Genomic DNA, 26,911 nt, shown 5'->3' on the forward strand with positions numbered 1-26,911 from the left:
TTGGCGGTTTTTTTGTGTCTTTTATTTAGAAAGAAAAGCTTACTTTAGTGTACAAGTAGCGACCACGAGGATTATGCACAGCTGATGCATAACCGTATAAATCGCCATCGCCATCACCAATTGCAAATGGTGGCTCTTCATCAAATAAGTTATTAACACCTAAAGATATCTTAGCTGACTCAGTAATACGGTACGACGTTTGTAAATCAACAAGCGTTTGCGAGTCAATCATACGTGAAGTATTGCTATCAAAGTCTAAATTGCCATCAAAGTCGATATCAGGCGTATCTTCAAATTCACCTACATAACTGATATTTACATTGGTGTTAAACTCACCAATTTCCCAGTTGGTTGAGAAAATAAAGCGATGCTCTGGGTAGCCATATTCACCCGTGTAATCACGACCATCTTTTTCAAACTTATCTTGATATGCCCACTCTAAATTAAATTTAAGTAAACCTAAGTCATCAAGAGAGTGGTTATAGTTTGCTGAAACATCAACACCAGACACTTCTTGCGATGATAAATTTTTAAATGTGCTGTGTATTTTTTGTATTGTGCCTAAGCTTGCACCGCCTGTAGGGGCTAAACGAACACATACGGTACTATTTTGGTTACCACATTCTGCAGCATAAATAGGACCAAATTCTTCTTCATCGATTTTGTTATCTTGAGTAATACTCCATACATCGACACTTAAACCAAACTCAGCTGTAGGTGCCCAGATAACGCCCACGTTCCATGATTCTGACTCTTCTGCTTGTAAATCAGGGTTACCAGAGAACTCAATATTGTAATCAAGTGCTTGGCAATCTAATCCTGTTTGTTCACAGCGCTGTGTATCAACAAAAAATTGGCTTTTTTGTGATGGACCTAAGCCTATTTGCGCTAATGAAGGCGCTCTAAAGCCTTGCGCCCAAGAACCACGAACCGTTACTTCATCAGTCGGTGCCCAGCGCAGAGCTATTTTTGGATTTGTAGTTGTACCAAAGTCGCTATAATCATCGTAACGACCGGCTAATTGTAGTTCGAGGTTTTCAGCAAGTGGGATTGAGAACTCAACATATGCAGCGTATTGTTCACGATCAGCAGAAGCTGATACTGATTCAGTACCAAATATTAAGCCACGTTGAAATTGATCATCAGGGATATCATTTACATCTTCTTCACGGTACTCAATACCGGCGGCCATCATTACAGCTTCGCCACCAAAACTAAACGCTTCACCTGTAATGTTAGCGTCAAAAGAGGTCATATGAGACTCACCGCGACGCACTAAGCTGGTTGTGATTCTGTCAATTACAGCTGGGTCGTTATATGTGCCACCGAATGGATTATAGTTACCGGCATCAATTTCTTGTTGTAAGAAATCGGTGCGTACCCAGCCTTGTGTACGATCGCCTGTTTGTAGTGATTTACTGCGACCTTTTTGTACCGCTGTCTCCCAGCTCCAATCGTTTATTTCGCCTTTTAACCCAGCAACAAAGCGTAAGGTGTCTGACTCAATGTCCCATTGTCGAGCGCCTGCATCTACTGTACGGTAACGACCAATTTGAATGTCTTCACCAAATGGATTGTTTGGATGATTAGCGGGTACCGTCAGGCCTGCATCTTCGTCAAGTGGTGTTGGTGCACCTGCAGCGACAGAACTGTTATGCTGAACAGCCATTTCTAAAAAGCCAGTAATACCGTTATCAAAGCGGTATTCAAATTGTGAAATAGCGCCTACACGCTCAGATGCTGGGGCAACATATCCATATGGGCCGTAATCAAATAAACAGCTACCACTTGAAGTTGCATTTTCAACAGGACAGGCAGGGTCGATTGTTTTAACGTCATCGACGATAAAGTAGCCTGGGAAACCTCGAGATGAACGGAAATCCTCACCACCATAAGGAGCTTGGTTTGCAGTACCAAGGCTACCCATTTCATCAGAAGAAAGAGAGGTGTTTTTAAAGTAATCAATGATAACTGACGCACTACTTTTTTCGCTTGTAGTACCCCAAACTATGCTTGCTGTTGTTTCTTCATAATTTGGACCATCTGTACCGCCATAGCCTAGGTTAATCTCAACACCATCAATATCTTTCTTTAAGATAACGTTAACTACACCCGCTACTGCATCAGAGCCATAGATAGCTGAAGCGCCATCTTTTAGTATATCGATACGTTCAATAGCAGAAACAGGAATACTGTTAATATCTACAAATGAGTTGGTGATACCTTCAGCAAAGGCACTAATTGATACACGGCGACCATTAATTAGTACCAGTGTTGCATCGGCTCCTAAGCCACGTAAGCTTACTGCAGCTGAACCGTTAGCGGTTGAATCTTGGTTGTTACCACGAGTAGAGAAAGTACCGCTACCTGCTACAGGCATTCTTTCTAGAAGTTGCTGTAAATTATCGTAACCCATGTTTTCGATTTCAGCTCTACCGATTGATTGCACCGGAGAAGGCCCTTCAATATCGGTTCGCTTAATACGAGAACCAGTAACCTGAATTCGCTCTACTTTTTTAGCTTCTTCAGCTGCGTAAGTTGTAGTTGTAAAACCTGCTGATAATGCGAGTGTTGCGCCCACAATAATACTCGGTGTAAATGCAGTTAATTGCTTCATCCTTAAGTCCTTGTTGATATATTATGAATTTATTTGCTTAACAAGCGCATGCATTAATATCATGTAACTTAAGTGTTAGCAATTGACTTGTTTTATGATTTAAGTATTGGTTTTAATGCTTTTTTGTGGGTTTTATGACCTTATTTATACTTTGTTTTCTAGGCGAAACTAAGCGTGAATAGGACATAGGGTTAATAATTGTTATATAGCTAGATGAAGCCATGTGTGGAATAGCTAATGATTAAAATAATTTGTAATAATTTATTTCTATAAATTAAAAAATTATGTTTGTTTTTCTGCTTTTAATTTATTTAATTATGAATACCAATTCGCAATAATACTTAAACAATTTGAGGGATTAAAGCTAATGCTAAAGGCGTTGAAAATTTTCTGATTTACGACTGCATAGATACAGGAGGTAGGATAATGCAGGAGCAATTGCTGAGAATGGCTAAATAACTAGTTTTGTCTTGTTATCGACACGATTTTCTTATTTCAAAGTAGATTACTTAATTAAGCGAATTGCTATTATTTGAATTTTTATATAGGTGAAATTAAAAACGCCTAATAAATTAGGCGTTTTTATTTATGCTTTATGCTTCATTAAGCGTTCTTTTTCACGCGACCAGTCTTTATCTTTACCGTCTTCGCGTTTGTCGTGTAATTTCTTACCTTTTGCCAAATGAAACTCAAGTTTTACCCAGCAGTTTTTCCAGTACATAGCTGTGGCTATTAAAGAATAGCCATCGCGTTCTGTTGCACCGAATAAACGGTCAAGTTCGCGTCTGCTTAATAGCAATTTACGATAACGTAGCGGGTCGCAAATTACATGGGTCGATGCACTTATAAGTGGCTGAATTTGACTGCCAAGTAAAAATGCTTCGCCATTTTTAAGATGAATATAAGTTTCAGTGATGTTCACCTTACCAGCTCGGATACTTTTAACTTCCCAGCCTTGTAGTTCAACACCCGCTTCAAACTTATCGTGTAAAAAATACTCATGTCGCGCTTTTTTGTTTAGCGCGATGGTATTACTTGTCGATTTTGATGAATTTTTCTTAGCCATAGTGCCCTATAATATACGTAATGTGAGATGTTTTACATCGATTTTTTTAATAATGCTTTTAAAATTAAGCTTTAATTTAAGCAGCATGAAAATTTGGGGAAACGCGCAAAGCTTGCTAAAATTCGCCCACACAGTTGGGAGTGAGTATGCCACAAATAGAAAAAAGTGCGCTGGTTATGTACAGCACTAAAGAGATGTTTGATCTAGTTAATGATGTAGAAGCTTATTCACAGTTTTTACCAAATTGCTCAGACTCAAAAATTGTTTCACAGCACGATAATAACATGACCGCGAGTTTAGAAATATCTAAGGCGGGTATAAAAAAGTGGTTTACCACCGAAAACACCTTTGTTGATGAACAAACCGTGTTACTGCGCCTTGTTGATGGTCCGTTTAAAACGTTAAAAGGGCGCTGGCATTTTCAAGAGCTTGACGCCAAAGCATGTAAGGTTCATTTGCAGCTAGAGTTTGAATTTTCAAGTAAGTTAATAGAGCTTGCCTTTGGGAAGATTTTTAACGATGTAGCAAAAAATATGGTGAGTGCATTTACTCAACGTGCAAAACAGGTTTATGGAGCGCGAGTATGATTAATGTTGAGGTGGTCTTTGCATTACCGACCACGGCCACGTGTTTATCAATTGAAGTGCCGCAAGGGACTACAGTCGAGCAAGCTGTTATTCAGTCGGGTATTATAGAAAAGTGCCCAGAAATAGATGCCACATCGCTAACATTAGGCGTGTGGAATCGAACTGTAAAAGCTAACTATGAATTAAAAGACGGTGACCGTATAGAAATATACCGTCCATTAATTGCAGATCCTAAAGATGCTCGCAGAAAACGTGCAGAAAAAGCCAAAGAAGAGGGGCGTGCTAATAAAATAACGGGTGGTCGCCCACTTGAGAAATAATGCCAATCGATATAAATCTCGAACAATTTAACAGATTAAATAACACGCTAACGTCGTTTAAAATGGTATACGATTTTTAAGTAAACCAGTAAAAAAGGTGAGTCATGCTCACCTTTTTTACTACCTGAGAAGTTTATTGCTCGAGCGGTGTAGTAAAGTTTTCAGGCTGGTCATAATCACCTGAGATTGAAACTAACTTTTCATTTTCAAAGTTAATCACCAGCTCTTTATGTTGCTCGTTTTTACGGCCTTTATTAAAGCTGTAAACATAGCGCCAAGTATTGTTATCAAAGGCGTCCTCGGCAATAGGTCTACCTAATACATAAACAACTTGCTCTCGGGTCATATTTACACGAAGTTTTTCAATATCCGATTGCTCTAAAAAGTTGCCTTGTGGGATGTTAATTCGGTATACCCAACTAGAGCAACCTGCTGCTGAGCTAAGTGTTAAAGCAACGATAAGCCAAAGAGAAAAAGTTTTTAACGACTGCATTGTTAGTTGTGATCCTTATTTTTTATAATCTGCATGATACCGATTAGTCACTGAAGGTAAAACCCTTTTAAGCAATTGTTTTATGTTAAGGGCGTTAAGGTAATGTTTTGACCACTAATAATGAAAAAAGTTTACAGCATATTGAAACGAATATTTTAAAAACTGAGTCTATTTGGTTTTTATATATAGTTGAAACACGATTTGGTCATTGGTACACAGGGATCACCACTAATGTTGAAAAGCGTTTTGCAACTCATCAAGCTGGCAAAGGGGCTAAAAACCTTAGAGGGAAAGGGCCTCTTTTACTTATCCACCATCAGCAAGTGGGCAATAAAAGTGAAGCAAGTAAGCTTGAGTATCAATTAAAAAAGCTCCCTAGAGCCAAAAAGGAAGCGTACGTTTCAGCATTTAATACCGGCGATAGCAAAAGCACTTAGTTTGTATAAATTAAGCATATTAGCTATGAGCAAAAACTATCTTCGAATATAGTTTTTGCTCATAGCAGGCGTGTAATGTTATAGCTGCTTAGCGGTGCTTTTCAAAGGTAGCTACAAGTGCATCAAGTGTTTGTGCGCTGTTTGCTAAGTCGCGAATGGCTTGCTCTGTATCGATTTGTTCACTCATTGCTTTATCGCTAATTTCGCTTATTTGCTCAATATTACGACTTACATCGGCAACCACATTACTTTGTTGCTCCGTTGCTGTCGCTATAAGCGTTGCCATATCGTTTATTTGATTTGCAGTTTCGGTTATTTCATCAAGTAATTCTACCGAGTTCTGCATAGCACCAACGCTTTGCTGAGCTTTATCTTTCGATTGACTAATATCGTTAACTACATCATCAGATATTCTCGTAAGCTCTTCAATCATAGATTGAATTTCGGTGGTTGATTGCGATGTACGGTTTGCCAGTGCACGTACTTCATCAGCAACAACAGCAAAACCGCGTCCGTGTTCGCCTGCGCGAGCAGATTCAATAGCCGCATTTAAAGCAAGTAGATTAGTTTGCTCCGAAATCCCTCTAATTGAGTCAACAATACTTGCTATATCTACAGTTTTTTTAGAAAGCAAAGTAACTTGCTCTGTTATGCCATCAATATCGCTGGCAAGAGCTGATATAGTTGCTTGGCTTTGGAGTACCTGTTTGTGGCTTTGAATAGTGCTTCCACGGCTACTATTGGTTAACTTAGCTGTATTTGCAGCACTTTGCGCTATCTCTTGCACAGTAGCGCCCATTTCGTTGATTGCTGCTGCGACAGATATTGTTTGTTCTTTTTGATTGTCTATTGCTTGAGAGTTTCGTTTTGCTTGTTCAAATACATGATCGGAGCTTTGGCGAATACCGCGGCTTTCGCTGGCAACCTGAGTAATCGCTGTTTCTATTTTATTAATAAACTGGTTAAAGCCATCACTTAGATTATTAAGCTCTGGCTGGCTTGATTCTGGTAAACGATACGCTAAGTTTGCATCGCCAGAACCTAAGCGTGAAAACAACTGAGCCATTTTAGAAAGTGGAGATGAGAGTGAACGAGCAAGTAAGTAACTAATCAAGCTAGCAACTAATGCTGTAATTACTGTAAAAGTAAAAATTTGCCATTGAAGGGTATTTACACTTGCGAAAACTTCACTTTTTGGTACTTGAGCTACAACATATAAATCGGTGTTTTTAACTGGGGTCGCAGCGACAAGAGTGGGTTCCCCATTTAAGTCAATTTCTTCTAGTGCAAAGCCATTACTATTAAATAGTTGGCTGTGAATGTTTGCAGTATATAAATCATCAATATTTATTTTAGCTACTTTACTGGCATCTTTATGGAGCTGAATTAATCCACTTTTATCAGCAATAAATACAAAGCCAGTTTTCTCAATTTTAAATTGCTGTAACAGCTTTTGCATATCTGTAATGCTTTTTGCAAGACCCGCTAAACCAGTGCCATTAGCCTGCTGATGATTTACAAACATTTTCACATCATTGGCTGACTCTTGATAAATACTGATAGAGTAAGGCTGTTTTGATTGCTTAAAAGCAAAGAACCAGCCATCGGCTGCATCGTTTTTTAACACACGCAAAAAACCATTTTGGTTCCAATACTGTGCAGTTTCTCTATTTGCCCAAGATGCGGTGGCTAAATCGTATTGCTGAGCCACGCGATTTAATTCTTTCAATAAAAAGGTGTCATCTTGATTGTTTGATTGAGCCCATTGTAAAACAAATTCGTTTGATGATAGTTGCTGAGCAGCACCGAGTAACTCGTTGATTTCACCGCCTACATGGTTACTGATTGTTTGAAGTTTGCTAGGTAACTCTGACTCAATCATACGTCGCTCAATAATATCCTTTGAGCTGTGTAGGGAAGTCAAACCAATCAGTGCGGCTACACATATAGCAATAACACTGCCTAAAGCTGTGATTTTTTGAGTAATAGAAAGGTTTTGTATCGTCATGATATTAATTAATTTTACAACTGAGTAGAGGGCTATATTAACACATTATTTATTTTGAGCTAAATACTGCTTACAAGAAATAAATTGAGGGTAGCGTAGTACCATTAAAGCTTTATGAATGTGTATAAAAAAGCCCATATGTTAAACATATGGGCTTGGTTTCTAACAAGCGAATTTTTATTATTTACAATTAAACAATTTTTTTCATTGCTGACATGTAACCACGTAATTTTGCACCTACTTTTTCAACAGGGTGTTCACGCAGTGCAGCATTAATTTGAATTAATGTTTGGTTATCAACTTGGTTGCTGTGCTCGCCAAGGCCTTTACCAATAATGTCGGTATCAACGTTTTTCATAAAATCAGCAAGTAATGGTAAACATGCATGGTTATATAAATAACAGCCGTATTCTGCAGTATCAGAGATAGTACGGTTCATTTCGAAAAGCTTTTTACGCGCAATAGTATTGGCGATTAATGGCGTTTCGTGTAATGACTCGTAGTAGGCCGACTCTTCAATAATGCCGGCTGCTGTCATGGTTTCAAATGCAAGTTCAACACCTGCCTTAACCATTGCTACCATTAAAATACCGTTATCAAAAAATTCTTGTTCTGAAATTTCTACATCGCCAGCAGGAGTCTTTTCAAAGTTAGTTTCTGCTGTTTCGCCGCGCCATTTAAGTAAGTTTACATCATCGTTATTCCAGTCTTCCATCATGGTGCGTGAGAAGGTGCCGTCGATGATGTCATCTTGGTGCTTATTATAAAGCGGACGCATAATTAGTTTTAGTTCTTCACTTAGTTCAAACGCTTTTACTTTTGCAGGGTTTGAAAGGCGGTCAAGCATGTTAGTAACGCCACCGTACTTAAGTGCTTCGGTAATTACTTCCCAGCCGTATTGAATTAGTTTTGATGCATAACCCGCATCAACGCCTTTTTCTACCATTTTATCAAAACATAAAATAGAGCCAGTTTGTAACATGCCACATAAAATGGTTTGTTCGCCCATTAGGTCAGACTTAACCTCAGCAATAAATGATGATTTAAGTACACCTGCGCGATGTCCGCCCGTACCCGCTGCATACGCTTTAGCTTGTGCTAAACCAAGACCTTGAGGGTCATTTTCTGGATGAACTGCGATCAGAGTTGGCACACCAAAACCGCGTTTGTATTCTTCACGTACTTCAGAACCAGGACACTTAGGTGCAACCATGATTACAGTAATGTCTTCACGTACTTGCATGCCTTCTTCAACAATATTAAAGCCATGAGAGTAAGCAAGGGTAGAGTCTTTTTTCATAAGTGGCATAATTACACTTACTACAGCGGTATGTTGTTTATCTGGCGTTAAGTTAAGTACTACGTCAGCTGTAGGAATTAATTCTTCATAAGTACCAACAGTAAAACCGTTTTCAGATGCATTTAAAAATGATTGGCGACGCTCAGAAATAGCTGATGCGCGTAATGTGTAAGAAACATCTAAACCAGAGTCACGTAAGTTTAAGCCTTGGTTTAAACCTTGTGCACCACAGCCTACAATAACTAGTTTTTTGCCTTTAAGTGCGTCAACGCCATCGGCAAATTCGCCTGCGTCCATAAATTCACATTGCGCTAATTGCGCTAGTTGCTCGCGTAAAGGTAAGGTATTGAAATAATTCGCCATTGTTAGTGTCCTATAAAGTCATGTTTGTTAGATGCGCAAAGTTTATTGCGCTTACAAACACCATATGTAAAATCGTTGCTTGCGTAAAATGATATATTTGAATTAAAGTGTTTCATAATATGAAACACTGGGTTTGGCATGGATCATAAACATTTGAACTACTTTTTAGCGCTGGCTAAAACGCTCCACTTTGGGCGCGCAAGCGAACTTTGCCACATAAGCGCACCCACTTTGAGCCGCAATATAAAACACTTGGAAGAAGAGGTAGGTGTTGCATTATTTGTACGCGATAACCGCAGTGTTAAATTAACGCGTGAAGGTGAGTCGTTTATTGATTACGCCACAGCAACGCTTGCTAATTGGCAGCGTTTTAAAACGGATGTAAAAGACCCACAACAACATATTTACGGCAAAGTAAGTATCTATTGCTCGGTTACTGCATCTTATAGTTTTTTACATCAAATATTAGAGCAACTTCGTGCGCAGCATCAGTATATAGAAATAACATTAAATACAGGCGACCCTGCACTTGCTATAAACCGTGTGTTAGATGGGCATGAATTAATGGCTATTGCAGCTAAGCCAAATAAGTTACCGGCGCAAATTGCTTTTGTAGATATAGGGCACTCTCCACTTTTATTAATTGGACCAAAAATTCAATGCCCGATCACACAAAAACTAACACAAAATAGTGATGACATTAATTGGTCTGATTTAGAATTTATTGTGCCAGAACAAGGTTTTTCTCGCCAAAGGTTAGAACACTGGTGGCGCAAAAATAATATTCACGGGAAAATTTACGCACAAGTTGCTGGGCACGAAGCAATGGTATCTATGGTGAGCTTAGGGTTAGGTGTCGCAATGGTCCCTAAAATAGTACTAGATAACAGCCCGCTGCAAGATAAAGTACAAATACTAACACCAAAAATGCAAGCACCTGATGGGTTTGATATTGGTTTGGCAGTATTAAGGAAAGAGTTAAATGACCCTGCAATCAGTGCTTTGTGGAATATTGCGCAAACTTTAGATGCCAAAGCGATTTAATGTGTATAGAGGACAAACAAGTTAGTTGAATAGTCGAGTGTGGGTTAATAATAAAAAAATTACGCTTGAAAATGTATTTACGAACCACGCCAAATTAGTTGCTCATTCTACCCAATGATTAAAAAAGGCGATTTTTAAAAAGTAAAGTGATGCTGCAAAACGTGCTATTTCTGCAAGTTTTAGTACAGCAATTTTACGGCCATTTACAAATAGTTCTGTTTTAGTTGAACGTGCAGATAGAGCCTTATACATTGCCAAAACACATGGACGAAATCGTATAGAAATAACCCCTGATATTTAATAAGTGCCAGAGGTTTCTGATTTATTTGGGTTAAAGCCGCTCAATTTAGGGCGATTTAATCCAACTTCAGTTTTGGTAAACAAGCAGGTAAAACCCAATAGAGCTGTAGCGAGTTAGCTCTTAGTAATTTTTTATTTGAATAATTGCATTTGCTACGTAGTGCCTCATTTTCAAAGTATCTTAAAGTACTATTAGTCAAAAATTACACAAGCAACTCAAAATATAGTCCTTAGACACAACTACCTTGAAAGATAAATAGTCCGAAAAGCATAAAGTTAACATTTTTGTATACAAATTGTGAATAATTGTAACCAGCTAGAGCTAGTTTAAAAAGACCTTGCTAGTATGGGGAACTCACTTATTTTGATACTTTGATTTACGCTGATGCGGTATGCCTTCTCATTATTAACAGCTCTATGTTTTAGCACTTTGTTTGTTTGCCTTTCGGTGCAAGCAACACAGGCAAGCAAGCATGCTGACGATTATACAGAGCAAGATATAACAACCGATCGTCTGCATTTGAGTTTAAGCGTGGGGGCTGGAGTTATAACCAACCCTTTGCATGGTGGAGATAATATTCCGCTCGTGCTTATTCCTCAAGTTGCGTTTTATGCAGAGCAATGGTTTTTTGATAATGGCCATCTTGGTTATTCATTTTTGCAAACCCCTAAGCATCACTTTAATCTAGTTGGTGAACTCAACTCTGAGTCTCGCTTTTTTATAGACTGGCACCCTAAAAATGTATTTACACTACAAAGTAGTGCCCTCAACAATCAGTTCGTAATGCAAGATGAAGCCTCGTCCTCTCGCTATGTTAATATTGATAATTTACATAAACGGCAAATTGCACTGGATGCGGGTATTGCATATCACTATGTAAATGAAGACCATGTTTTTTCGGTTCAGGCTCTGCATGATATAACCGATGTTTATCGAGGTGTACGCGCAGCATTACAGTGGCAGTATCATACTGTGCTAGGAAAGCTCAAAATAAAGCCAACACTTGGAATAAACTATAAATCTGCGGAACTAAATAGCTATTTTTATGGACTTAATGAGGGTGAAACTCAATTTGGCAAAATAGACGTTGGTAGTAGTTGGCAACCTTATGCTAAAATCGACGCCCGTTGGCCACTGAGTAAGGCTGACTCTCTTCGTTTTCATGTAGCATATTACGACTATTCGGCTATGGATGGCAGTCCGCTCTTTGAACGTACTTATTCAATGACTGCATTTATAGGATTCGATCGTACTTTTTAATATGAAGTATTCAATATTAGTTGTCTTTATTACCACTTTTTTTAGTGGTTTTAGTGTGGCACAAACCCCTTTTTTTAGCGTTTCTCCAAAAGTCTGCGTTGTCTCTGAACAGCAGGGTTTTTGCGATCTTGATTTACAATTTAAATGGCAATTAAACACCTACAGTGATGTCTGTTTGTATCAGCAAGAGCAACGGCTTCAATGCTGGGAGCAACAACTTTCTGGGCAATTTAATTATAAAGCGCGTGTTCAGGTGGAGACCATATACTCCTTAATCAATCCTCATACGGGTGTGTTAATAGCAAAAACACAGGTTGAAGTACAAAGCGCCCATGCTAAAAAAAATAGGCGTAGGCTTCGCTCTCCGTGGAGCTTTTTTTAATTTAGGAGCAACTAATGCCAAAAATTTTACTTGTTGAAGATGATCTCGGTTTACAACAACTAACAAAAGATTACCTTGAACATAATGGCCTTGAAGTCGAAGTATTAGACCGTGGTGACGAAGTGTTTAATTACCTAGAAAACAATACACCCGATTTAATGATTTTAGACGTTATGCTGCCAGGTAAAGATGGCTTTAGCGTTTGCCGCCAAGTAAGAGATAAATTTACTCTACCAATTTTAATGTTGACTGCTAAAGGTGAAGACTTCGACCAAGTACTTGGCTTAGAGCTTGGCGCTGATGATTATGTAATAAAACCAGCAGAGCCACGTGTATTACTAGCGCGAATTAATGCATTACTGCGTCGTGGACAACCCATGGTAAAATCAAGCGAAGAGCTCCAGTTTGGTGATTTAGTCATTGATAAAACAAGTCGTATTGTAAAACTAAGTGATTCGGAGATTGTATTAACTTCGCACGAGTTTGAGTTATTATGGCTATTAGCGTCAAATGCGGGTGAAGTACTAAGTCGAGAACATGTGCACCAGCATATGATTGGCCGCCAATACGATGGACTTGATAGAACTGTGGATGTACGCGTATCACGAATTCGTAAAAAATTAGGCGACAACAGCGATAAGCCATATCGTATAAAAACTGTATGGGGACAAGGCTACTTATTTGTTTCTGATGCATGGGATCTTTAGAACTATTTAAGGTTAGTCGGCTTTAATGGGAAAACTGTTTACCAGCTTATATTTATATATCATCGTTTCTTTGTTTGTAGTGAGCGGTGTTATAGAGCAATTGTGGCCTTACGAAGAGTCGCAACAGCAGGTCTTCTTAGATGATGAGTTTGGGCAATCACTCTGGTTGCTCTCACAAACTTCAAATGGTCTTAAAAAGTTAAAGCACAACTTTGAAAGTAAAGTGATTGAACGACGTGATTTAATACTCCCTCAAAAACAACAATCGCAGCTCAACCAAAACCACTACTTATACTTATACGATAAGCAACAACGCATTGTTTGGTATGTAGATCTCGGTAATGATTCATTACTTCAAGTAGGACCGGTAGGTGTATTAACGCAGGAATCATCTTCTGTTTGGCCGTATTTATTACTACTTATTATTGTAGGTATACCTGTTGGGCTGTGGAGCTTTTTACTATGGCGCGACTTTGCAAAGCTACGTAAAGCGTGTGAAGCGGTAGAGGGTTTGCAAGACTTTCAACTAAACGACTCTTCTAAGTCTTTCTTTTTACCTATTACTGATACATTAAAGGTAATGCAGCAACGTATTGAGTTTTTACTTAGTGCGCAGCAAGAACTTACCTCATCGGTGTCGCATGAGTTTAGAACACCACTAGCACGTTTAAAGTTTGCAATAGTAATGCTGCAAGAACAAATGCTTGACGAAAAAGGTGAGAAATACCTAACAAATATGCAAACAGACATTAGCGAGCTTGAGTCACTAGTTTCTGAAATGCTTGAATACGCGCGATTAGACTCTCAACAACCTAGTTTACAGCCAATAAACTGTGACTTAGCTGGGCTGGTAAAAACAACTGTTGAAAAGCTAAACTTTGAAGCCCGAACAACGCTCTCTGTAAACCTCCCTGAGCATTTAAATTATTACTGTGATAGTCACTTTATGGCGCGAGTATTTCAAAATTTAATTGGCAATGCGCTCAAATACACTCATAAACAAGTTAAAATTTCATTGCTACAAGAGACAAAACACATCGTATTGATTGTTGAAGATGATGGTGAGGGGATAGCTCCCGCTGAGCGAGAAAATGTATTTAAACCTTTTACTCGACTAGATAAAAGTAGAGGCAAGGATACCGGTGGTTTTGGTTTAGGACTCGCTATAGTTGCTAAAATTGTATCGTGGCACCAAGGAGAGTGTAAAGCAGAAAACTCAAGCTTAGGTGGTGCTAAATTTATTGTATATTTACCCCTCAAATTAAAGACATAAAAAAAGCGCCTAGAGGCGCTTTTTTTGCGGTTAAAAACCAAAATCAACAAGTAGCAATATAATAGACCGCAAGTACTTAAAAAAGTTCTCAACTATTTTTATTTTTTTCAAGTAATGGCATTAACATTTGCTCAAGGCCATTTAGTTTTACCTCATACATCATCGCAAGTTGACTCCCTAGTTTTGAGTCAGGAAACCCTTGCTGATTAAACCAGACTAAATAAGGCTCTGGCAGTAAAAGCAATGGCCGTCCTGCATATTTTCCAAACGGCATTATGGTATTAATAGCTATTTTTAGTTGTTTTGGATCCATAAAAACTACTTATGTATTTAAAGTATGCGTAAGTGTAAGGGATTTTAGAGATATAAAATAGGCTGTGACGGGCAAGAAACAGCCTATTTTGCGAGGGAGTAGGCCCTCTGATTTAATAATTTTATGTTGATATAAACCTAGTTGAACTTTAATTAGCTGGGATCTAATTAAGTTATTATTAGAACATGGGTTCTTATTTAACCAACACAGTTAGTCTACCTGTTTTTCATTGTTGTGGTGAATTGGCTTGTAAAGGAATGTAAATAGAATTGCTTTTTATTTAAAAACTAATAACAAAGCCTTAACTGATTAAGGCCTTGTTATATTATAGACGTCATAAAAAGTAATTATTCGTTAAATAGTTCTTGTTTAACGTGCTCTGCAAAACCACTACCGGCTTCTAGGTAAAAGTTATAAGTAGAATGAACACCCATTTCTTCTAGTTCTTTTTGTTGATCAGGGTAGTTTGCAATAGCTGTTACTTGACCTTTATAACCGGAGGCTTGTAGTTGCTCTAAGGCAAAAATATTTTGCATGTGTTTTGGCATCGCAAGCATAACCATTTCTACTTGCGAGTGATTTACTCGTTGCCAAAAGTCAGGGTCGGTTGCATCAGCAATTAAGACGTTGCGGCCTCTGTTAACGTGCTTATCTACCACCTCAGGTTTTATATCTATACCTGCAACAACATTTGGGTGAGTCGCGTTGATAGTCTCATAAGCACCAGTACCAATCCGTCCCATACCAAAAATGACTATTCTAGTATCGTTAAGGTTAACAGGTAGCTCTTCAGCTAAACGAGTTTTGCTTTCGAACTTTAATAACCAGTGCTCAATTTTGACGTACAACTCGTTTGAACGTTTATTTAATGGGGAGGCAATTATAAAGGTAATAGAAACAGCAATTGCCATTACAGCTAGCCATTCAGAGGTGATCATGCCTGTAGTTGCAGCCACTGCACATACAATTAAACCAAACTCACTGTAGTTAGATAAGCTAAAAGCAGTAAGTAATGATGTACGCGCGCGTAGTTTAAATATATTAGTGAACACATAATAAAGCGCTATTTTAACGGGTAATACTAAAATAAGTATAATAGCAACAATCAAGGAGTTAGTGGTTAGCTCTGCGCTCAAACCAATACTTAAGAAGAAGCCAACTAGCAATATGTCCTTTAAATTAAGCAGGGATTTTGATAGCTCGCCTGCCTTTTTGTGAGGGGCAAACATCATTCCTATTATTAATGCACCTAAATCGCCTTTTAGACCTGCAAATTCAAATGCATGATAACCAGCAACTAGAGCAAAGAAAAAACCAAACAATGGTAATAGTTCACCATGTTTAGATCGGTTCAACACGCCATACATTACAGGTCGTAATAAAGGCAAAGCAATTATTAGTGCAATTGCCCATAAATTTGGGACTTTACCGGTACTAATAGCTAAAAAGATAACAGCAAAGATATCTTGCATTACTAATATACCAATGGCTATTTTGCCGTGTAGGCTTGCCATTTCTCCGCGCTCTTCAAGTACTTTTACTGCAAATACAGTGCTCGAAAAACTCAGTGCAAATCCAACCAATAAAGCACTTTGCCAACTTAAATCAACAAATAGTGGAATAGCGAATACGCCAAGTAACAGCATAAAACCACTAAATAACGCACTGCTAAAAATGATATGCAATGTTGCAGGTGCCCAAACTTGAGGTTTAATCAAACTGTTAACTTTAAGTTTCAAGCCAATACTAAAAAGAAGAAGGGTTACGCCAAGGGCTGCAATTGTATCGAGCAACTCTGTACTTTTATATCCCGATAAATTTAAAGCAAAGCCTGCTAATAAAAATCCAATAAGAGGAGGTAGTTTTAATTGATAAACGGCAAAACCACAAACAAACGCGGCAGCAAAATAGATTAGTTCCATAATTCTTAATATCACTTCATTTGGTGTTGCAGTGTAACGAAAAATTTATGCCATTGAAAATATAATAGACCTAAAAATGAACGCGTCTAATCAATTACTTGCCTTGCTGCGTATGAAAAATGCGCATTAAACACTTATTTAATCGTAAATAGTATGTAAATAACATTTTTTCACTGACATTAGCTTTTAAATATGGTTAAGATGCGATAACGAAGAAGTTTAAGCCAGAGCAAATAATAGAGCAGCTCAGCTTAAGGAGAGAGATATGTTTAAAAAGATTTTAGCGTCGGTAGGTATTGGTGCTGCAAAAGTAGACACTATTTTAGAAACTGAACACCTACAACCAGGTCAACTTTTTAACGCACAAATAGTTATCACAGCAGGGGATGTTAGCCAAGATATCGCAGGCTTAGATTTATTATTAATGACTCGTGTTAAAGTTGCGGGTGATGATGGTGATTATTTTACTAATCATGTAATTGAGCAATGGCGAATTACAGATATTGGTACAATTGAGCCAGGCGAAGTTAAAAACATCCCTTTTGAAGCACGTCTTCATTCTGAAACACCTATTACAGAAATTAATGCAGGTTATAATCAATCACATGTATGGCTAGAAACAGGCCTAGATATAGACTTAGCACTTGACCCAACAGATAAAGATCATTTACACATTTACCCTAATGAAGCGGTTAAAACGTGTATGCAAGCGATGGAAAAGTTAGGTTTTAGTTTAATGAAAGCTGACGTAGAAAAAGGCCACTTACGGGCTTCAACTTTTCAGTCATTATCTGGCTGTTATCAAGAACTTGAGTATAAACCTAATAGCCGCAGCTTATTTGGCATTCAGGAGATTGAATTATCGTTTGTACCAGAGGCACATAAAACACATGTGCTTATAGAGCTAGACAGAGCCTTTAAAGGCGATGGTTATGTAGATTTGACCATAGAGCACGATCATGTGAATCTATCGCAGTTGTGTGATCAGCTAGAGCGCTTATTTACTTAGTATAAGCTAACTAAGCTAGCGAGTGATTTTAATAAACCCAGCCTAAGCTGGGTTTTTTGCTTATAGGATTTAATATGCAGTTTAAATGTGAGCAGTTTGACGCTCTTGATACACAGACTCTTTTTACTATTATGCGTGGGCGGGTTGATGTGTTTGTTGTAGAGCAAAAATGTCCTTACCCTGAACTTGATGATGTAGATATTGCTTTAAATACACAGCATTTATATACATTGGATAATGAGCAACTACAAACTTATGCGCGTTGTTATGACAAAAGTGAGCAATACAGCGCAATAGGTCGCGTGCTAGTGAGTGAAGGAGCGCGTGGTAATGGGTATGCTACTTTACTTATTACTAAAGCTATAGACTGCTGCAAAGCACAATGGCCTGAGCGAGATATTTATATAGGTGCACAAACTTACTTGCTTGATTTCTACCGCTCTTTTGGCTTTGAGGATTATAAAAGTGAATATTTAGAAGACGGTATACCTCATCAAGATATGATTTTAAAACTCACTAAATAAATCCAATTTAAGCAGCTATAAAAAAGCCCACTAATGTGGGCTATTTTAATTTAAGACTATTTTAAGGTTAAGGTATTATTTAGCTCAAGAGTGAGTGTAAAAACACCATACCAATAGCAAGTGGACACACAAACTTGGTATACCAAGGCCATATTTTCCAAAACAATGTGTTATGGACCTCAGGATTACCTTCTTTAATTGCTTTAAGTAATGAGCTTCTGTACCAAATCCAGCCTACAAATATACAACACATCAGGCCAAGCAAAGGTTGAGCTACTTTTGTAGTTAAAGTAATCACTAAGCCAAATAAGCTGCTAAGGTTACACACAATTATAATGCTAACGATAGCAATTAAAGCTCCAATCAACCAGGTTGCCTGAACGCGTTTCATCCCAAAGCGTTCTACAGTGTATGATACTGGTGCCTCTAACATTGAAATAGATGACGTTAAAGCGGCAATACTCATTAACGCAAAAAATGAAAAGCCCACAAATAAGCCAACTTCGCCCATTCCATCAAATAAAGCAGGGAGTACTTGAAACACTAACGTATCTTCAGAGAGTAATTTACCTGTTGAGGCCGAGAATATTTCAACGCCTTGAGCTTGCGCTACATACATAGCCGGAATAATCAGTAAACCCGCTACAAAGGCTATAAATACATCAATAAGGGTTACATAGGCACCTAAAGAAACAAGATTTTCTTTTTTGCTAATGTACGAGCCGTAAATAATCATTACGCTAGTACCTAGCGATAAAGAGAAAAAAGCTTGTCCTAGTGCGCTAACTAATAGTTTTGCGTCAAAAATAGACGAAAAATCAGGAACTAAGTAAGCCTTTAAACCCTCCATTGCGCCATCTTGGGTCATTACATAAGCAATAAGTGCAAATAAAATCCCCAAAAGAGCGGGCATTAAACGTTTTGACCATTTTTCAATACCGTTCTCAACGCCTCTACTAATAATAGCGACAGTTAGTACGATAAAGACGAGAGTGAATATGATGTTCCGGGTAAGTGATTGCTCACTTAACCATGTCGATGCTGTGTCGGCACCGACAAGAGTAGCTATGGGTTCAGCTGTAGCGCTGAGCATCCAACCGGCAACAATGGCGTAAAAACTTAATATAAAGCCAGCACATAAAATACCGCCAAAACCAACAATAAAGGCAAAGTGTTTTTGCCATGGCTTATTAGATATTTTTTGAAGTGATGAAACCGCATTTGCTTGGCCATGACGACCAATCATAAGTTCAGCCATTAAAGCGGGGTAGGCTAAAAAGAACGCAAGCACTAAATATGCGACTAAAAATGCAGCACCGCCATTACTTGCTGTTTGTGTAGGGAATCCCCAAATATTGCCCAAACCAACGGCAGAACCCGCGGCGGCCATAATAAAACCAAAGCGAGAGCTGAACTCGCCTCTAACTGCGCTCATATTATTGTACTTCTCTATTGTGTGACGGCGGTGACAATCTACTGGAAATGTTAAAAAATAAAAAGTGCTTATTTGCTGATCTAGCACAATTTAATAAGTAAAGTGTGTGTTATAACCATCGATTTTAATTGTTGTTATCGAGTCGTTTAAAATAACGAGTTGATTTTGTTTAATAATTGTTAATTACAGTCTGCAACTATTGCTTTACGAATTATGATGCTGTGCAATAGTGAGAGTAAAACACGCACCACCTAGCTGGGTACTTTTACTTACTTTAACACTGCCATGATGCCAGTCGGCTACTTTTTCAACAATAGCTAGACCAAGGCCGTAACTTTTATCAGCTCTGTTACGGTGATCTTCTTCCCTAAAAAATGGGCTAAATACATTACTAAAATTTTCTCGAGCGATACCCGGGCCGTCATCTTCTACCGTTATTATAAGCTGTTGCTCGTGTAACTTTGCGCTTAAGTAAATATGTTGGCTTGCAAAATCACATGCGTTAGTTAATAAATTAGTAATTGCGCGAGCAAGCCAGTGAAGATCTGCATTTATTATTTTATCGGTACTATTGAGCTGTACGTTGAGCATTTGCATTTCAAGCTTAGGTGTAAGTTGCACTAAAATATCTTCAAGGTAGAACTTAATGTTTGTTGATGAATAGGTCAGCTTATTAGCATTTTGCTCTAAAGTAGCAAATGCTAAATAGCTACTAAGCATCGATTCCATATGGTCTAAATCATTTTCCATACGGGTTAAATACTGTTTTACTTTTTGCTCATCATGGCTATCTAATGCCGCATCTAAACCAAATCGCAGGCACGCGATAGGGGTGCGTATATCATGAGATAAACTTGAGGCCATTAGCTTGTTTTCGGCGACAAGCTTCTCTATTTGGCTGGCCATGCGGTTAAAGGTAAGCTCTACGTCTTTTATGTAAGTAAAATGCGATACTTTTATTCGGGCTTGAACATTACCAGAGGCAAACTTTTTAGCGGCTTCATTTAACACGGTTAATCGTTTAGCTAAGGGCGCAATAATAAACCCCATAAATACACATAAGCCTGCGTAAAAGAGCAAGGTTAATATAATGTCATTATGTTGCTCGCTATCAAAAATTTTATCTAAACGCATTGATAAGTGAAAAGGATTTAAAACAGCGCTGCTATAAAGCATATAAAAGCCTTGCTGATCTTCTAAAATCAGCCCACCCGGCGTGTGCATTTGTAATAATAAAGAAGGCGGTAAAGCAAGTGATTCATTAGGTTTGTAATCAATTAAAACATCAAACTCTAGCGCCAGTTGTTTTACATAATCGCTGCGCTCAGATGTGGGTATGTTAGCTAACTGCTTGCTAAAACCCATGATCATTTTACTTTGCTGACTAAATTCATCCTGTGGGGTATGCGCTTGTTGACTAAAAGCATCAATAAGCCAGCCCAATACCACAATAGATAAAAGTGCACTGCCTAGAAGCGATATATAAAACTTTTTCATTTATTTATTCATCACTTTATTACCACGCAGTAGAAACAAGTAAATATCCACGGCCCCAAATAGTTTTAATTTTTTCAGGGTTTTGTGGATCATCATTAAACTTTTTACGAAGTGCAGAAATAAGTACATCAACACTTCTATCAAGCCCATCGTATTCTCTGCCTTTGGTTGCTTTAAATACAGCGTCACGCGAGACCACTTGGCCTGCATTGCTCGCAAGGTAATGAAGCAGTAAATACTCAGCACTTGATATGTTTACGTCTTGCTTGTTGAGTTTTACATTTCTAGATTCGGTATCAATACTAAGCGCACCAACATTAATAACACTCTCGTTAACGTGTGGGGTATTTGGCTCATTTTTTTGGCGAAGGGCTGCTTTTATACGCGCTAGCAATGCACGAGGGCGTACAGGTTTCATTATGTAGTCGCTTGCACCTACTTCTAGACCAATGACCTCATCCATTTCTTCATCGCGTGCGGTGAGCATTATGATGGGCGAATTATAAAAACTACGAAGTTCTCTACACACGCTTATACCATCTTGCCCTGGAAGCATAATATCAAGGAGCACGATATTTGGATTTAACGTTTTGACTTGGCTAATTACTTCGTCACCTCTGTGACAAACATGCGTTGTGTAGCCTTGCTCTGTTAAATATTCAGCAACCCATTGAGCAAGTGATACATCGTCTTCAACGAGTAAAATAGTGCCATAGTTATCCATGAAAATATCCTTAATGCGATTGGTATTAAAATAGTCGCCAGCGGCGCTTTTTTTGCCTGTTTTGATATACCCATTGAAGCTTTACTTCGGCAATACTAATTATTTTAGAGGTATTGCTGTCAAATAGTTCAAATGAAATACTTTGCTGTGAATCAAATGCATAATTAAAAGTACCGCTCTGTTGCTTGAGCCAACATTGCATTATGTACTTTGAGGTGGCGTCACGTAGGCAGTAATTACCAATGATAGGTTGCTCCCACGTTAGCGTAACGTCAGCATAGCAATTTCGCCCTTCGCGCAATGCAACGCAGGTGTCTGGAACTGCTATAAGTGCTTCAGGAGGTTCCTGCGCTTTAACAGTAAAAGTACTGGGGAAGATCAGTAATACACAGATCCATCTAAAATACATAACGTAGGCCTACCTTGGCTTTGTGTTGATATCCTTGGGAAATAATTGGACTGTCGTCAATCTCTTTTGAAAACCATGTGGTAAGCCAGCCGGATAAAAACACCCAATCTTGGCTTATTGGGTACTCAGCATGGAACTCAAAAATAATACTAGTACTGGCATTGCTGCTATAAACCGGGCGAAGGCTGGTGGCTTCATCGCTATCAATACCAAAGTAATAATTGGTAAAGTCAGCAGAGTAGGCGCTTAAACCAACACCAGATCTAAACTCCCAGTTTCGCCATGGTAAAATGTGACTAAAAAAGCTGTTTATAACCCAGCCATTGTGCGCGCCAGATACATCATGAAGGTATTCAAAAGAGAATTGAGAATTTTCAAATCGACGAGAAAGTCGAAGGCCGACGTCAAAGTCGTAATTACGTTTTTTTATACCTTGGAGTTCTTTTATAACACCATGGTTATAGAATCCGAGGCCTTTTTCGTCAAATCCAGCTTGAGTATTTGTGCCTAATATATCTAGGCCCCAATCAAATTTATCTATAAGACTGTAGCCTATTACAAGGCCGCCACTGAGTTGATTGTGATCGAAATCAAGGTAAAATTTATCGTAGGAAACAGCAAGACTTAAGTCGAGCTCAACGCCTTTATCGTAAGACTCAATGCCGACAAGGTAAGAATCTTCAATATAAAAGCCCGCACCAGCACTCCAATCCCACGCAAAGCCTTGGGTTGGCTCTAACGTATTATCTGCATAATAGCGGTTACTTGCCATACTCGACGTGCTAAAAATGCAGCAAAAAAGCAGTGTTATGCTCAGTAAAGTATGGTTAAGCAAAGCGTTTCTCATCCCTTAGGGCCTAATTATTATTTGTTATTAAGCGTAGTATATTGTTAATTCGTTCCTTTAATCTGTAAAAAAATGTAGTAAGTGTTAGGTCTGTTGAACTTTTAAGGTTAAATTTTCAGCAGTTTGTTTGGTATTTAGGCAAGGCAGAGCCTATGCAGTGTGGCTATTCCCCACAAATGGGCGATAACGTAGCATTAATGCCAAACAGGCGCTGCCCAAAGGGTTCTTCCTAGGGGCTATTTACTCTTTGTTACTCGGTTTTTACTTAGCCCACTAGGTTACAAACCTCGCGCCGCGATTAAATAGCCCCTAGTTTGAACAAATTTTAATCCGTAAAGATCAACAGACCCTAATTTACTGAACTTTAATTTTATCGATTAATATACTGCTCAAGTAAAACTGCATCATAGGTGTTAATGCACTTACTTCTGTTCTGTTACATGGACCGCTAAGTTTGGTAAGGCTAGATAGTTTTGACAACGTTTTGTACTGAGGGATTTGAATATCTTTGCCAAGTCTTTCAATACGGGCCACGTCAGTGTTTTGCTGATGAATAAAAGCGACAACCTCAAGCTCATTTGTGATTTTTTGCTCTTCAGTGAAATTGTAAATTAGTGGTTCACGATGAAAACTTGCGCTGTCGATTGAAGATTTAGCAAACCAAACAACATCACCCGATGACTTGTGCGTGAGACGCATACTAACTTGTGCAAATATTGCAGCGCACTGCTGTGTTGGGTATTGCTGGGCAACATTTGAATATAAAGTAAATGGCTTCTCTGGTTGCTTTATTGCGTACTTAGTATCGTCTGTGAAAGTTAAATCGAGTTGCTGAATAGTCAGTGTGTAGTCACTGTTATTTTTAGTTGTTACTTTTAGTTGTTTATCGTTCAGTGCTTGGCTAATTTGCGATAGAAGTTTATCGGTTACGCTTGCCTTATCGGTAATGATTTTTACTGTTTGGTTTCTAACTACTTTATGTGCAGGAAGTTGAACCGATTTAACTTTTGGAGATGAGTGCTCTGTAGTGTACTCAAGTTGATAGGTCTGACTTTTTAATGTTGGCTTTAATGGCATAGCCAGTGGTTCGGCCGGTTGCTTTGTAATAGCACAACCAGTTGATAATAAAATAAAAAGTGACACAACTAAAAAACGCATAAGTACTAAACACTCGCTTAAAACCAAATAATCGTCGTATTGTACGTTAGTACAAACAAAACTTCATGATATTATCTGCGCAGATGTAGTTAAAAAGATAAATTTTATAAAAAATGAAGTATCTCAACTCTTTATCGTATTGCCTATCTGCTTTGTGTTTGCTGTTTAGTTCTGTGGGTTTTGCAGCAAAAGCGGATCCTGATTGGGATGCATTTGTAAAAAAGTACGGCCGTTACGCACAAAAAAAATTAAAAAGTAAAGGTATACCCGGTGCAGCGCTTTCGATTGTAAATATAAACAACTCAGACTACATCCACACCATGGGCGTAACTAAATCACGAAATGGACAAAAAGTTAATAAGCATACTCGGTTTAGACTCGCGTCTGTTTCGAAGACATTTGCAGGCTCGTTATCAGCTAAATTGGCTGCTAACGGCCTACTGGAATTAGATAAGCCTGTTAGCGAATACATAACTGATTTTAAAGGGACTGTTTATCAAGATGATTTAAAGGTGTTTCATCTTTTGAGCCATTCAAGTGGATTAGTTCCTAATGCATACGACAATTTAATTGAATCTCGTATGGATTACCCAGGTATTGTTGAAAAGCTGCTTAGCGTCAAACCAATTTGCAAACCCGGCGAATGTTATGGCTATCAAAACGTTATGTTTAGTCTTATAGGCGATGTGATATTACAAAGCACCGATAAAAGTTACGGACAGTGGTTACGAGAAGCTATTTTTGAGCCATTAAAAATGAGTGATGCGAGCTTAGGTTTTGAACAAATGGTGCATGACAATAATTATGCTCTACCTCATGTGCGGGGTAAAAAGCGCTGGTATAGCGCTAAGCTTAAAAAAAATTATTATAAAGTGGGACCTGCAGCGGGTGTGAACGCTAGCGCAAGTGATATGGCTATTTGGTTAAGAGCGCAGCTGGGCCAATATCCTGATGTTTTGTCATTGGATACTCTAGCAAAACAAACACGCCCTTATACACATACAAAAAAAGAAATGCATCGCAGGGTGTGGAAAAAACACCTTAATGAAGCTTATTACGGATTAGGTTGGCGCGTTTATAACTATGCTGATGAAACACTTTACTATCATAGTGGCTGGGTGCAAGGTTATAGAAGTGATGTGGTTGTATTTCCTCACTTAAATATTGGTTTTAGCTTAATTGTTAATGCTGAAACCGGCGTAATCAATGAGCTAACGACTGAATTTATCGACAGGCTATTTGAATACAAACGAGGTAAAAAAATATGAATAATAAAATAATATTAGCAATCACTTTTTTAGTCATGTCATTCAATTGTAGCTTAGTGTTTGCAGCACCTGATGAGATATATTTGTTTCGTCATAGCGAAAAGTTAACGGGTAAAAATCCAGCGCTCTCAGAGGTGGGAAAGGCACGTGCAAATAATTTAGTTACTTTTTTTAAAGAGTATCCAAATATACATATTTTCAGCAGCAACTATAAACGCACGTTACAAACAGCGGCCCCTTTGCAGGCATATTTTAATACCGACGTAAATGTTTATAACGCAGGTGAGCTAAGTGATTTAAAAAATGAGTTACTAAAACTAAAAGGTGTAGTTGTTGTTATTGGGCACAGTAATACAACACCGCAACTAGCCGAGCTACTTTCGAATGAAAAAGTGCCAGCAATGAGTGAAACACAATTTACTCAGTACTTTATATTGAATAAGAAGCCCAGTAGTAATGGTAGTGAATATGATGTAACCCATCATAAAATGAGTTTTTGATTTAAAACGTTAAATAATAAAAAACCAGCATTAAGCTGGTTTTTCAATTTAAACGCACTAAATCCTTTAACAGGAATAATTAGTTACGAGGTAAATGTATTTTTTTCTCAACGCTTTGACGATAAAGCACAATAGTGTGGCCTATCGTTTGTAGCTTAGTCGCACCAGTTTCACGTACGATTGCTTCAAAAATTAATGCTTTTGTTTCACGATCGTCAGTTGGAACTTTAACTTTGATTAATTCGTGAATTTCTAATGCACTTTGAATTTCTACTACTACGCCCTCGGTTAAACCGTTAGAACCTAGTAAAACTACAGGCTTAAGGCTATGTGCCTGACCTTTTAAAAACTGCTTTTGTTTGTTTGATAATGTCATGTTTATACAAATTTTGCTGAATATGGCTTGAATTAAGGGTATTCTAACGCCATCTAGAGAATATTACTAATTAGTTGCGTGTTAATTTATGACAAATAAAAAACAGTCAGCCAGTTCACAGCGATGGCTGAAAGAACATTTTGATGATAAATATGTTCAAGAAGCGCAAAAAAAAGGCTGGCGTTCCCGAGCGGTTTTTAAATTAGATGAAGTACAAAATAGAGATAAAATACTTCGTCCAGGTATGACAGTTGTTGATTTAGGGGCGGCTCCAGGAAGTTGGTCTCAATATTTGGCTGAAAAAGTAGGTGACAAAGGCCAAGTGATCGCGTGTGATATATTGCCGATGGATTCACTTGCGGGTGTTGACTTCTTACAAGGTGACTTTCGTGAGGAGGCTGTATTAAATGCGTTGTTAAAACGTATTGATGGTAAAAATGTTGATGTGGTACTCTCTGACATGGCACCAAATATGAGTGGCAATAACTCAGTAGATCAAGCGGGTAGTATGTATTTGGTAGAACTTGCGCTGGATATGTGTAGTCAAGTACTAAAGAAAAATGGCGCATTTATTGTTAAAGTTTTCCAAGGAGAAGGCTTTGATCAATACTTGCAAGATGTACGTAATAGTTTTAAAGCAGTGAAAATACGCAAACCTGATGCCTCACGTGCCCGTTCTCGGGAAGTATATATAGTAGCGACTGGATACAAACTGTAGTACAGTTGCTTGGCGTTTAGTTGAATTTAAATTAATTGGATACAAGAGGTTAA

The 26,911-nt window shown here is 38.2% G+C and carries 27 protein-coding genes and 1 pseudogene; 14 read left to right on the plus strand and 14 right to left on the minus strand.

Annotation, left to right across the window (positions count from 1 at the left end):
- Window positions 1-25: 25 nt before the first annotated feature.
- Window positions 26-2,617: a TonB-dependent receptor gene (locus tag GQR54_RS06780; RefSeq protein ID WP_166376945.1), complete on the minus strand. Its 2,592-nt coding sequence runs from the start codon at window positions 2,615-2,617 to the stop codon at window positions 26-28.
- A gap of 586 nt (window positions 2,618-3,203) precedes the next feature.
- Entirely contained in the window at window positions 3,204-3,683 is a 480-nt protein-coding gene (gene smpB / locus GQR54_RS06785; RefSeq protein WP_007584119.1) for an SsrA-binding protein SmpB, read from the minus strand.
- Window positions 3,684-3,829: 146 nt separating this feature from the next.
- Between smpB and GQR54_RS06790 the strand changes: the two genes are divergently transcribed.
- Together GQR54_RS06790 and GQR54_RS06795 are read left to right on the plus strand one after the other, a co-directional pair.
- Complete coding sequence (locus GQR54_RS06790) at window positions 3,830-4,270, plus strand: type II toxin-antitoxin system RatA family toxin (RefSeq protein ID WP_166376946.1); 441 nt, start codon at window positions 3,830-3,832, stop codon at window positions 4,268-4,270.
- Entirely contained in the window at window positions 4,267-4,590 is a 324-nt protein-coding gene (locus tag GQR54_RS06795; protein WP_007584122.1) for an RnfH family protein, read from the plus strand. Before GQR54_RS06790 ends, GQR54_RS06795 begins: the two co-directional genes overlap by 4 nt.
- Before the next feature lie 133 nt (window positions 4,591-4,723).
- Here GQR54_RS06795 and bamE read toward each other — a convergent pair whose 3' ends face one another.
- Window positions 4,724-5,083: an outer membrane protein assembly factor BamE gene (gene bamE, locus GQR54_RS06800; RefSeq protein WP_166376947.1), complete on the minus strand. Its 360-nt coding sequence runs from the start codon at window positions 5,081-5,083 to the stop codon at window positions 4,724-4,726.
- A 107-nt stretch (window positions 5,084-5,190) separates the two neighbouring features.
- Between bamE and GQR54_RS06805 the strand changes: the two genes are divergently transcribed.
- Window positions 5,191-5,520, plus strand: coding sequence for a GIY-YIG nuclease family protein (locus GQR54_RS06805; RefSeq protein ID WP_166376948.1), 330 nt, complete (start codon window positions 5,191-5,193; stop codon window positions 5,518-5,520).
- Window positions 5,521-5,608: 88 nt separating this feature from the next.
- Here the strand turns inward: GQR54_RS06805 and GQR54_RS06810 are convergent, their stop codons facing one another.
- Together GQR54_RS06810 and ilvC are read right to left on the minus strand one after the other, a co-directional pair.
- Complete coding sequence (locus tag GQR54_RS06810) at window positions 5,609-7,528, minus strand: methyl-accepting chemotaxis protein (protein WP_166376949.1); 1,920 nt, start codon at window positions 7,526-7,528, stop codon at window positions 5,609-5,611.
- Between the two features lie 190 nt (window positions 7,529-7,718).
- On the minus strand, window positions 7,719-9,191 hold the full coding sequence (gene ilvC / locus GQR54_RS06815; RefSeq protein WP_166376950.1) for a ketol-acid reductoisomerase: 1,473 nt from the start codon (window positions 9,189-9,191) through the stop codon (window positions 7,719-7,721).
- Window positions 9,192-9,329: 138 nt separating this feature from the next.
- Here ilvC and ilvY point away from each other — a divergent pair, with 138 nt between their 5' ends.
- From ilvY to GQR54_RS06845, 6 genes and pseudogenes are all read left to right on the plus strand, one after another.
- Complete coding sequence (gene ilvY, locus GQR54_RS06820) at window positions 9,330-10,235, plus strand: HTH-type transcriptional activator IlvY (RefSeq protein ID WP_166376951.1); 906 nt, start codon at window positions 9,330-9,332, stop codon at window positions 10,233-10,235.
- A 157-nt stretch (window positions 10,236-10,392) separates the two neighbouring features.
- Window positions 10,393-10,536, plus strand: a pseudogene (locus GQR54_RS19565) (GGDEF domain-containing protein); the annotation flags it as partial.
- Between the two features lie 447 nt (window positions 10,537-10,983).
- On the plus strand, window positions 10,984-11,796 hold the full coding sequence (locus tag GQR54_RS06830) for a MipA/OmpV family protein (RefSeq protein ID WP_166376952.1): 813 nt from the start codon (window positions 10,984-10,986) through the stop codon (window positions 11,794-11,796).
- 1 nt (window position 11,797) lies between these two features.
- The gene (locus GQR54_RS06835) at window positions 11,798-12,178 is read left to right on the plus strand and encodes a DUF3019 domain-containing protein (protein ID WP_024594036.1); all 381 of its coding nucleotides are present in this window, start codon (window positions 11,798-11,800) and stop codon (window positions 12,176-12,178) included.
- 14 nt (window positions 12,179-12,192) lie between these two features.
- On the plus strand, window positions 12,193-12,885 hold the full coding sequence (locus GQR54_RS06840) for a response regulator (RefSeq protein ID WP_007584133.1): 693 nt from the start codon (window positions 12,193-12,195) through the stop codon (window positions 12,883-12,885).
- Between the two features lie 25 nt (window positions 12,886-12,910).
- Window positions 12,911-14,158, plus strand: coding sequence for an ATP-binding protein (locus tag GQR54_RS06845; RefSeq protein WP_024608150.1), 1,248 nt, complete (start codon window positions 12,911-12,913; stop codon window positions 14,156-14,158).
- An 88-nt stretch (window positions 14,159-14,246) separates the two neighbouring features.
- On the opposite strand, the gene GQR54_RS06850 is transcribed toward GQR54_RS06845, so the two are convergent.
- Together GQR54_RS06850 and GQR54_RS06855 are read right to left on the minus strand one after the other, a co-directional pair.
- Window positions 14,247-14,471 carry a DUF3820 family protein gene (locus tag GQR54_RS06850; protein WP_007586607.1) on the minus strand — a complete coding sequence of 75 codons (225 nt, stop codon included), beginning with the start codon at window positions 14,469-14,471 and terminating at the stop codon, window positions 14,247-14,249.
- Between the two features lie 347 nt (window positions 14,472-14,818).
- On the minus strand, window positions 14,819-16,393 hold the full coding sequence (locus GQR54_RS06855) for a cation:proton antiporter family protein (protein WP_007586608.1): 1,575 nt from the start codon (window positions 16,391-16,393) through the stop codon (window positions 14,819-14,821).
- 265 nt (window positions 16,394-16,658) lie between these two features.
- On the opposite strand from GQR54_RS06855, the gene GQR54_RS06860 reads away from it, so the two are divergent.
- Together GQR54_RS06860 and GQR54_RS06865 are read left to right on the plus strand one after the other, a co-directional pair.
- Entirely contained in the window at window positions 16,659-17,402 is a 744-nt protein-coding gene (locus tag GQR54_RS06860) for a sporulation protein (RefSeq protein WP_007586609.1), read from the plus strand.
- Window positions 17,403-17,476: 74 nt separating this feature from the next.
- Window positions 17,477-17,926 (plus strand): GNAT family N-acetyltransferase, encoded by a 450-nt coding sequence (locus tag GQR54_RS06865; RefSeq protein WP_007586610.1) that lies wholly within the window; start codon window positions 17,477-17,479, stop codon window positions 17,924-17,926.
- A gap of 79 nt (window positions 17,927-18,005) precedes the next feature.
- Here GQR54_RS06865 and GQR54_RS06870 read toward each other — a convergent pair whose 3' ends face one another.
- The 6 genes from GQR54_RS06870 to GQR54_RS06895 form a co-directional block, all read right to left on the minus strand.
- Window positions 18,006-19,361 carry a sodium-dependent transporter gene (locus GQR54_RS06870; RefSeq protein ID WP_007586611.1) on the minus strand — a complete coding sequence of 452 codons (1,356 nt, stop codon included), beginning with the start codon at window positions 19,359-19,361 and terminating at the stop codon, window positions 18,006-18,008.
- A gap of 204 nt (window positions 19,362-19,565) precedes the next feature.
- Entirely contained in the window at window positions 19,566-20,858 is a 1,293-nt protein-coding gene (locus GQR54_RS06875) for an ATP-binding protein (protein ID WP_166376953.1), read from the minus strand.
- Window positions 20,859-20,877: 19 nt separating this feature from the next.
- Complete coding sequence (locus GQR54_RS06880; RefSeq protein WP_166376954.1) at window positions 20,878-21,582, minus strand: response regulator transcription factor; 705 nt, start codon at window positions 21,580-21,582, stop codon at window positions 20,878-20,880.
- Between the two features lie 25 nt (window positions 21,583-21,607).
- Window positions 21,608-21,991 carry a DUF3019 domain-containing protein gene (locus GQR54_RS06885; protein ID WP_007586617.1) on the minus strand — a complete coding sequence of 128 codons (384 nt, stop codon included), beginning with the start codon at window positions 21,989-21,991 and terminating at the stop codon, window positions 21,608-21,610.
- A complete protein-coding gene (locus GQR54_RS06890; protein ID WP_007586620.1) occupies window positions 21,981-22,763 on the minus strand; it encodes a MipA/OmpV family protein in 783 nt (260 codons plus the stop codon). Before GQR54_RS06890 ends, GQR54_RS06885 begins: the two co-directional genes overlap by 11 nt.
- A 429-nt stretch (window positions 22,764-23,192) precedes the next feature.
- Window positions 23,193-23,996, minus strand: a complete 804-nt coding sequence (locus GQR54_RS06895; RefSeq protein ID WP_024590956.1) for a hypothetical protein — start codon at window positions 23,994-23,996, stop codon at window positions 23,193-23,195.
- A 113-nt stretch (window positions 23,997-24,109) separates the two neighbouring features.
- Here GQR54_RS06895 and GQR54_RS06900 point away from each other — a divergent pair, with 113 nt between their 5' ends.
- Together GQR54_RS06900 and GQR54_RS06905 are read left to right on the plus strand one after the other, a co-directional pair.
- On the plus strand, window positions 24,110-25,264 hold the full coding sequence (locus GQR54_RS06900) for a serine hydrolase domain-containing protein (protein WP_166376955.1): 1,155 nt from the start codon (window positions 24,110-24,112) through the stop codon (window positions 25,262-25,264).
- Window positions 25,261-25,764, plus strand: a complete 504-nt coding sequence (locus tag GQR54_RS06905; protein WP_166376956.1) for a histidine phosphatase family protein — start codon at window positions 25,261-25,263, stop codon at window positions 25,762-25,764. Before GQR54_RS06900 ends, GQR54_RS06905 begins: the two co-directional genes overlap by 4 nt.
- Window positions 25,765-25,843: 79 nt before the next feature.
- Here the strand turns inward: GQR54_RS06905 and yhbY are convergent, their stop codons facing one another.
- The gene (gene yhbY / locus GQR54_RS06910; protein WP_002963153.1) at window positions 25,844-26,140 is read right to left on the minus strand and encodes a ribosome assembly RNA-binding protein YhbY; all 297 of its coding nucleotides are present in this window, start codon (window positions 26,138-26,140) and stop codon (window positions 25,844-25,846) included.
- A gap of 88 nt (window positions 26,141-26,228) precedes the next feature.
- Between yhbY and rlmE the strand changes: the two genes are divergently transcribed.
- Window positions 26,229-26,858, plus strand: a complete 630-nt coding sequence (rlmE, locus tag GQR54_RS06915) for a 23S rRNA (uridine(2552)-2'-O)-methyltransferase RlmE (protein WP_007586629.1) — start codon at window positions 26,229-26,231, stop codon at window positions 26,856-26,858.
- The last annotated feature ends 53 nt before the right edge of the window (window positions 26,859-26,911 follow it).

Origin of the sequence: Pseudoalteromonas sp. Z9A4 (assembly GCF_011378845.1) — a bacterium.
In the GTDB taxonomy this organism is placed as follows: Bacteria; Pseudomonadota; Gammaproteobacteria; order Enterobacterales; family Alteromonadaceae; genus Pseudoalteromonas; species Pseudoalteromonas arctica.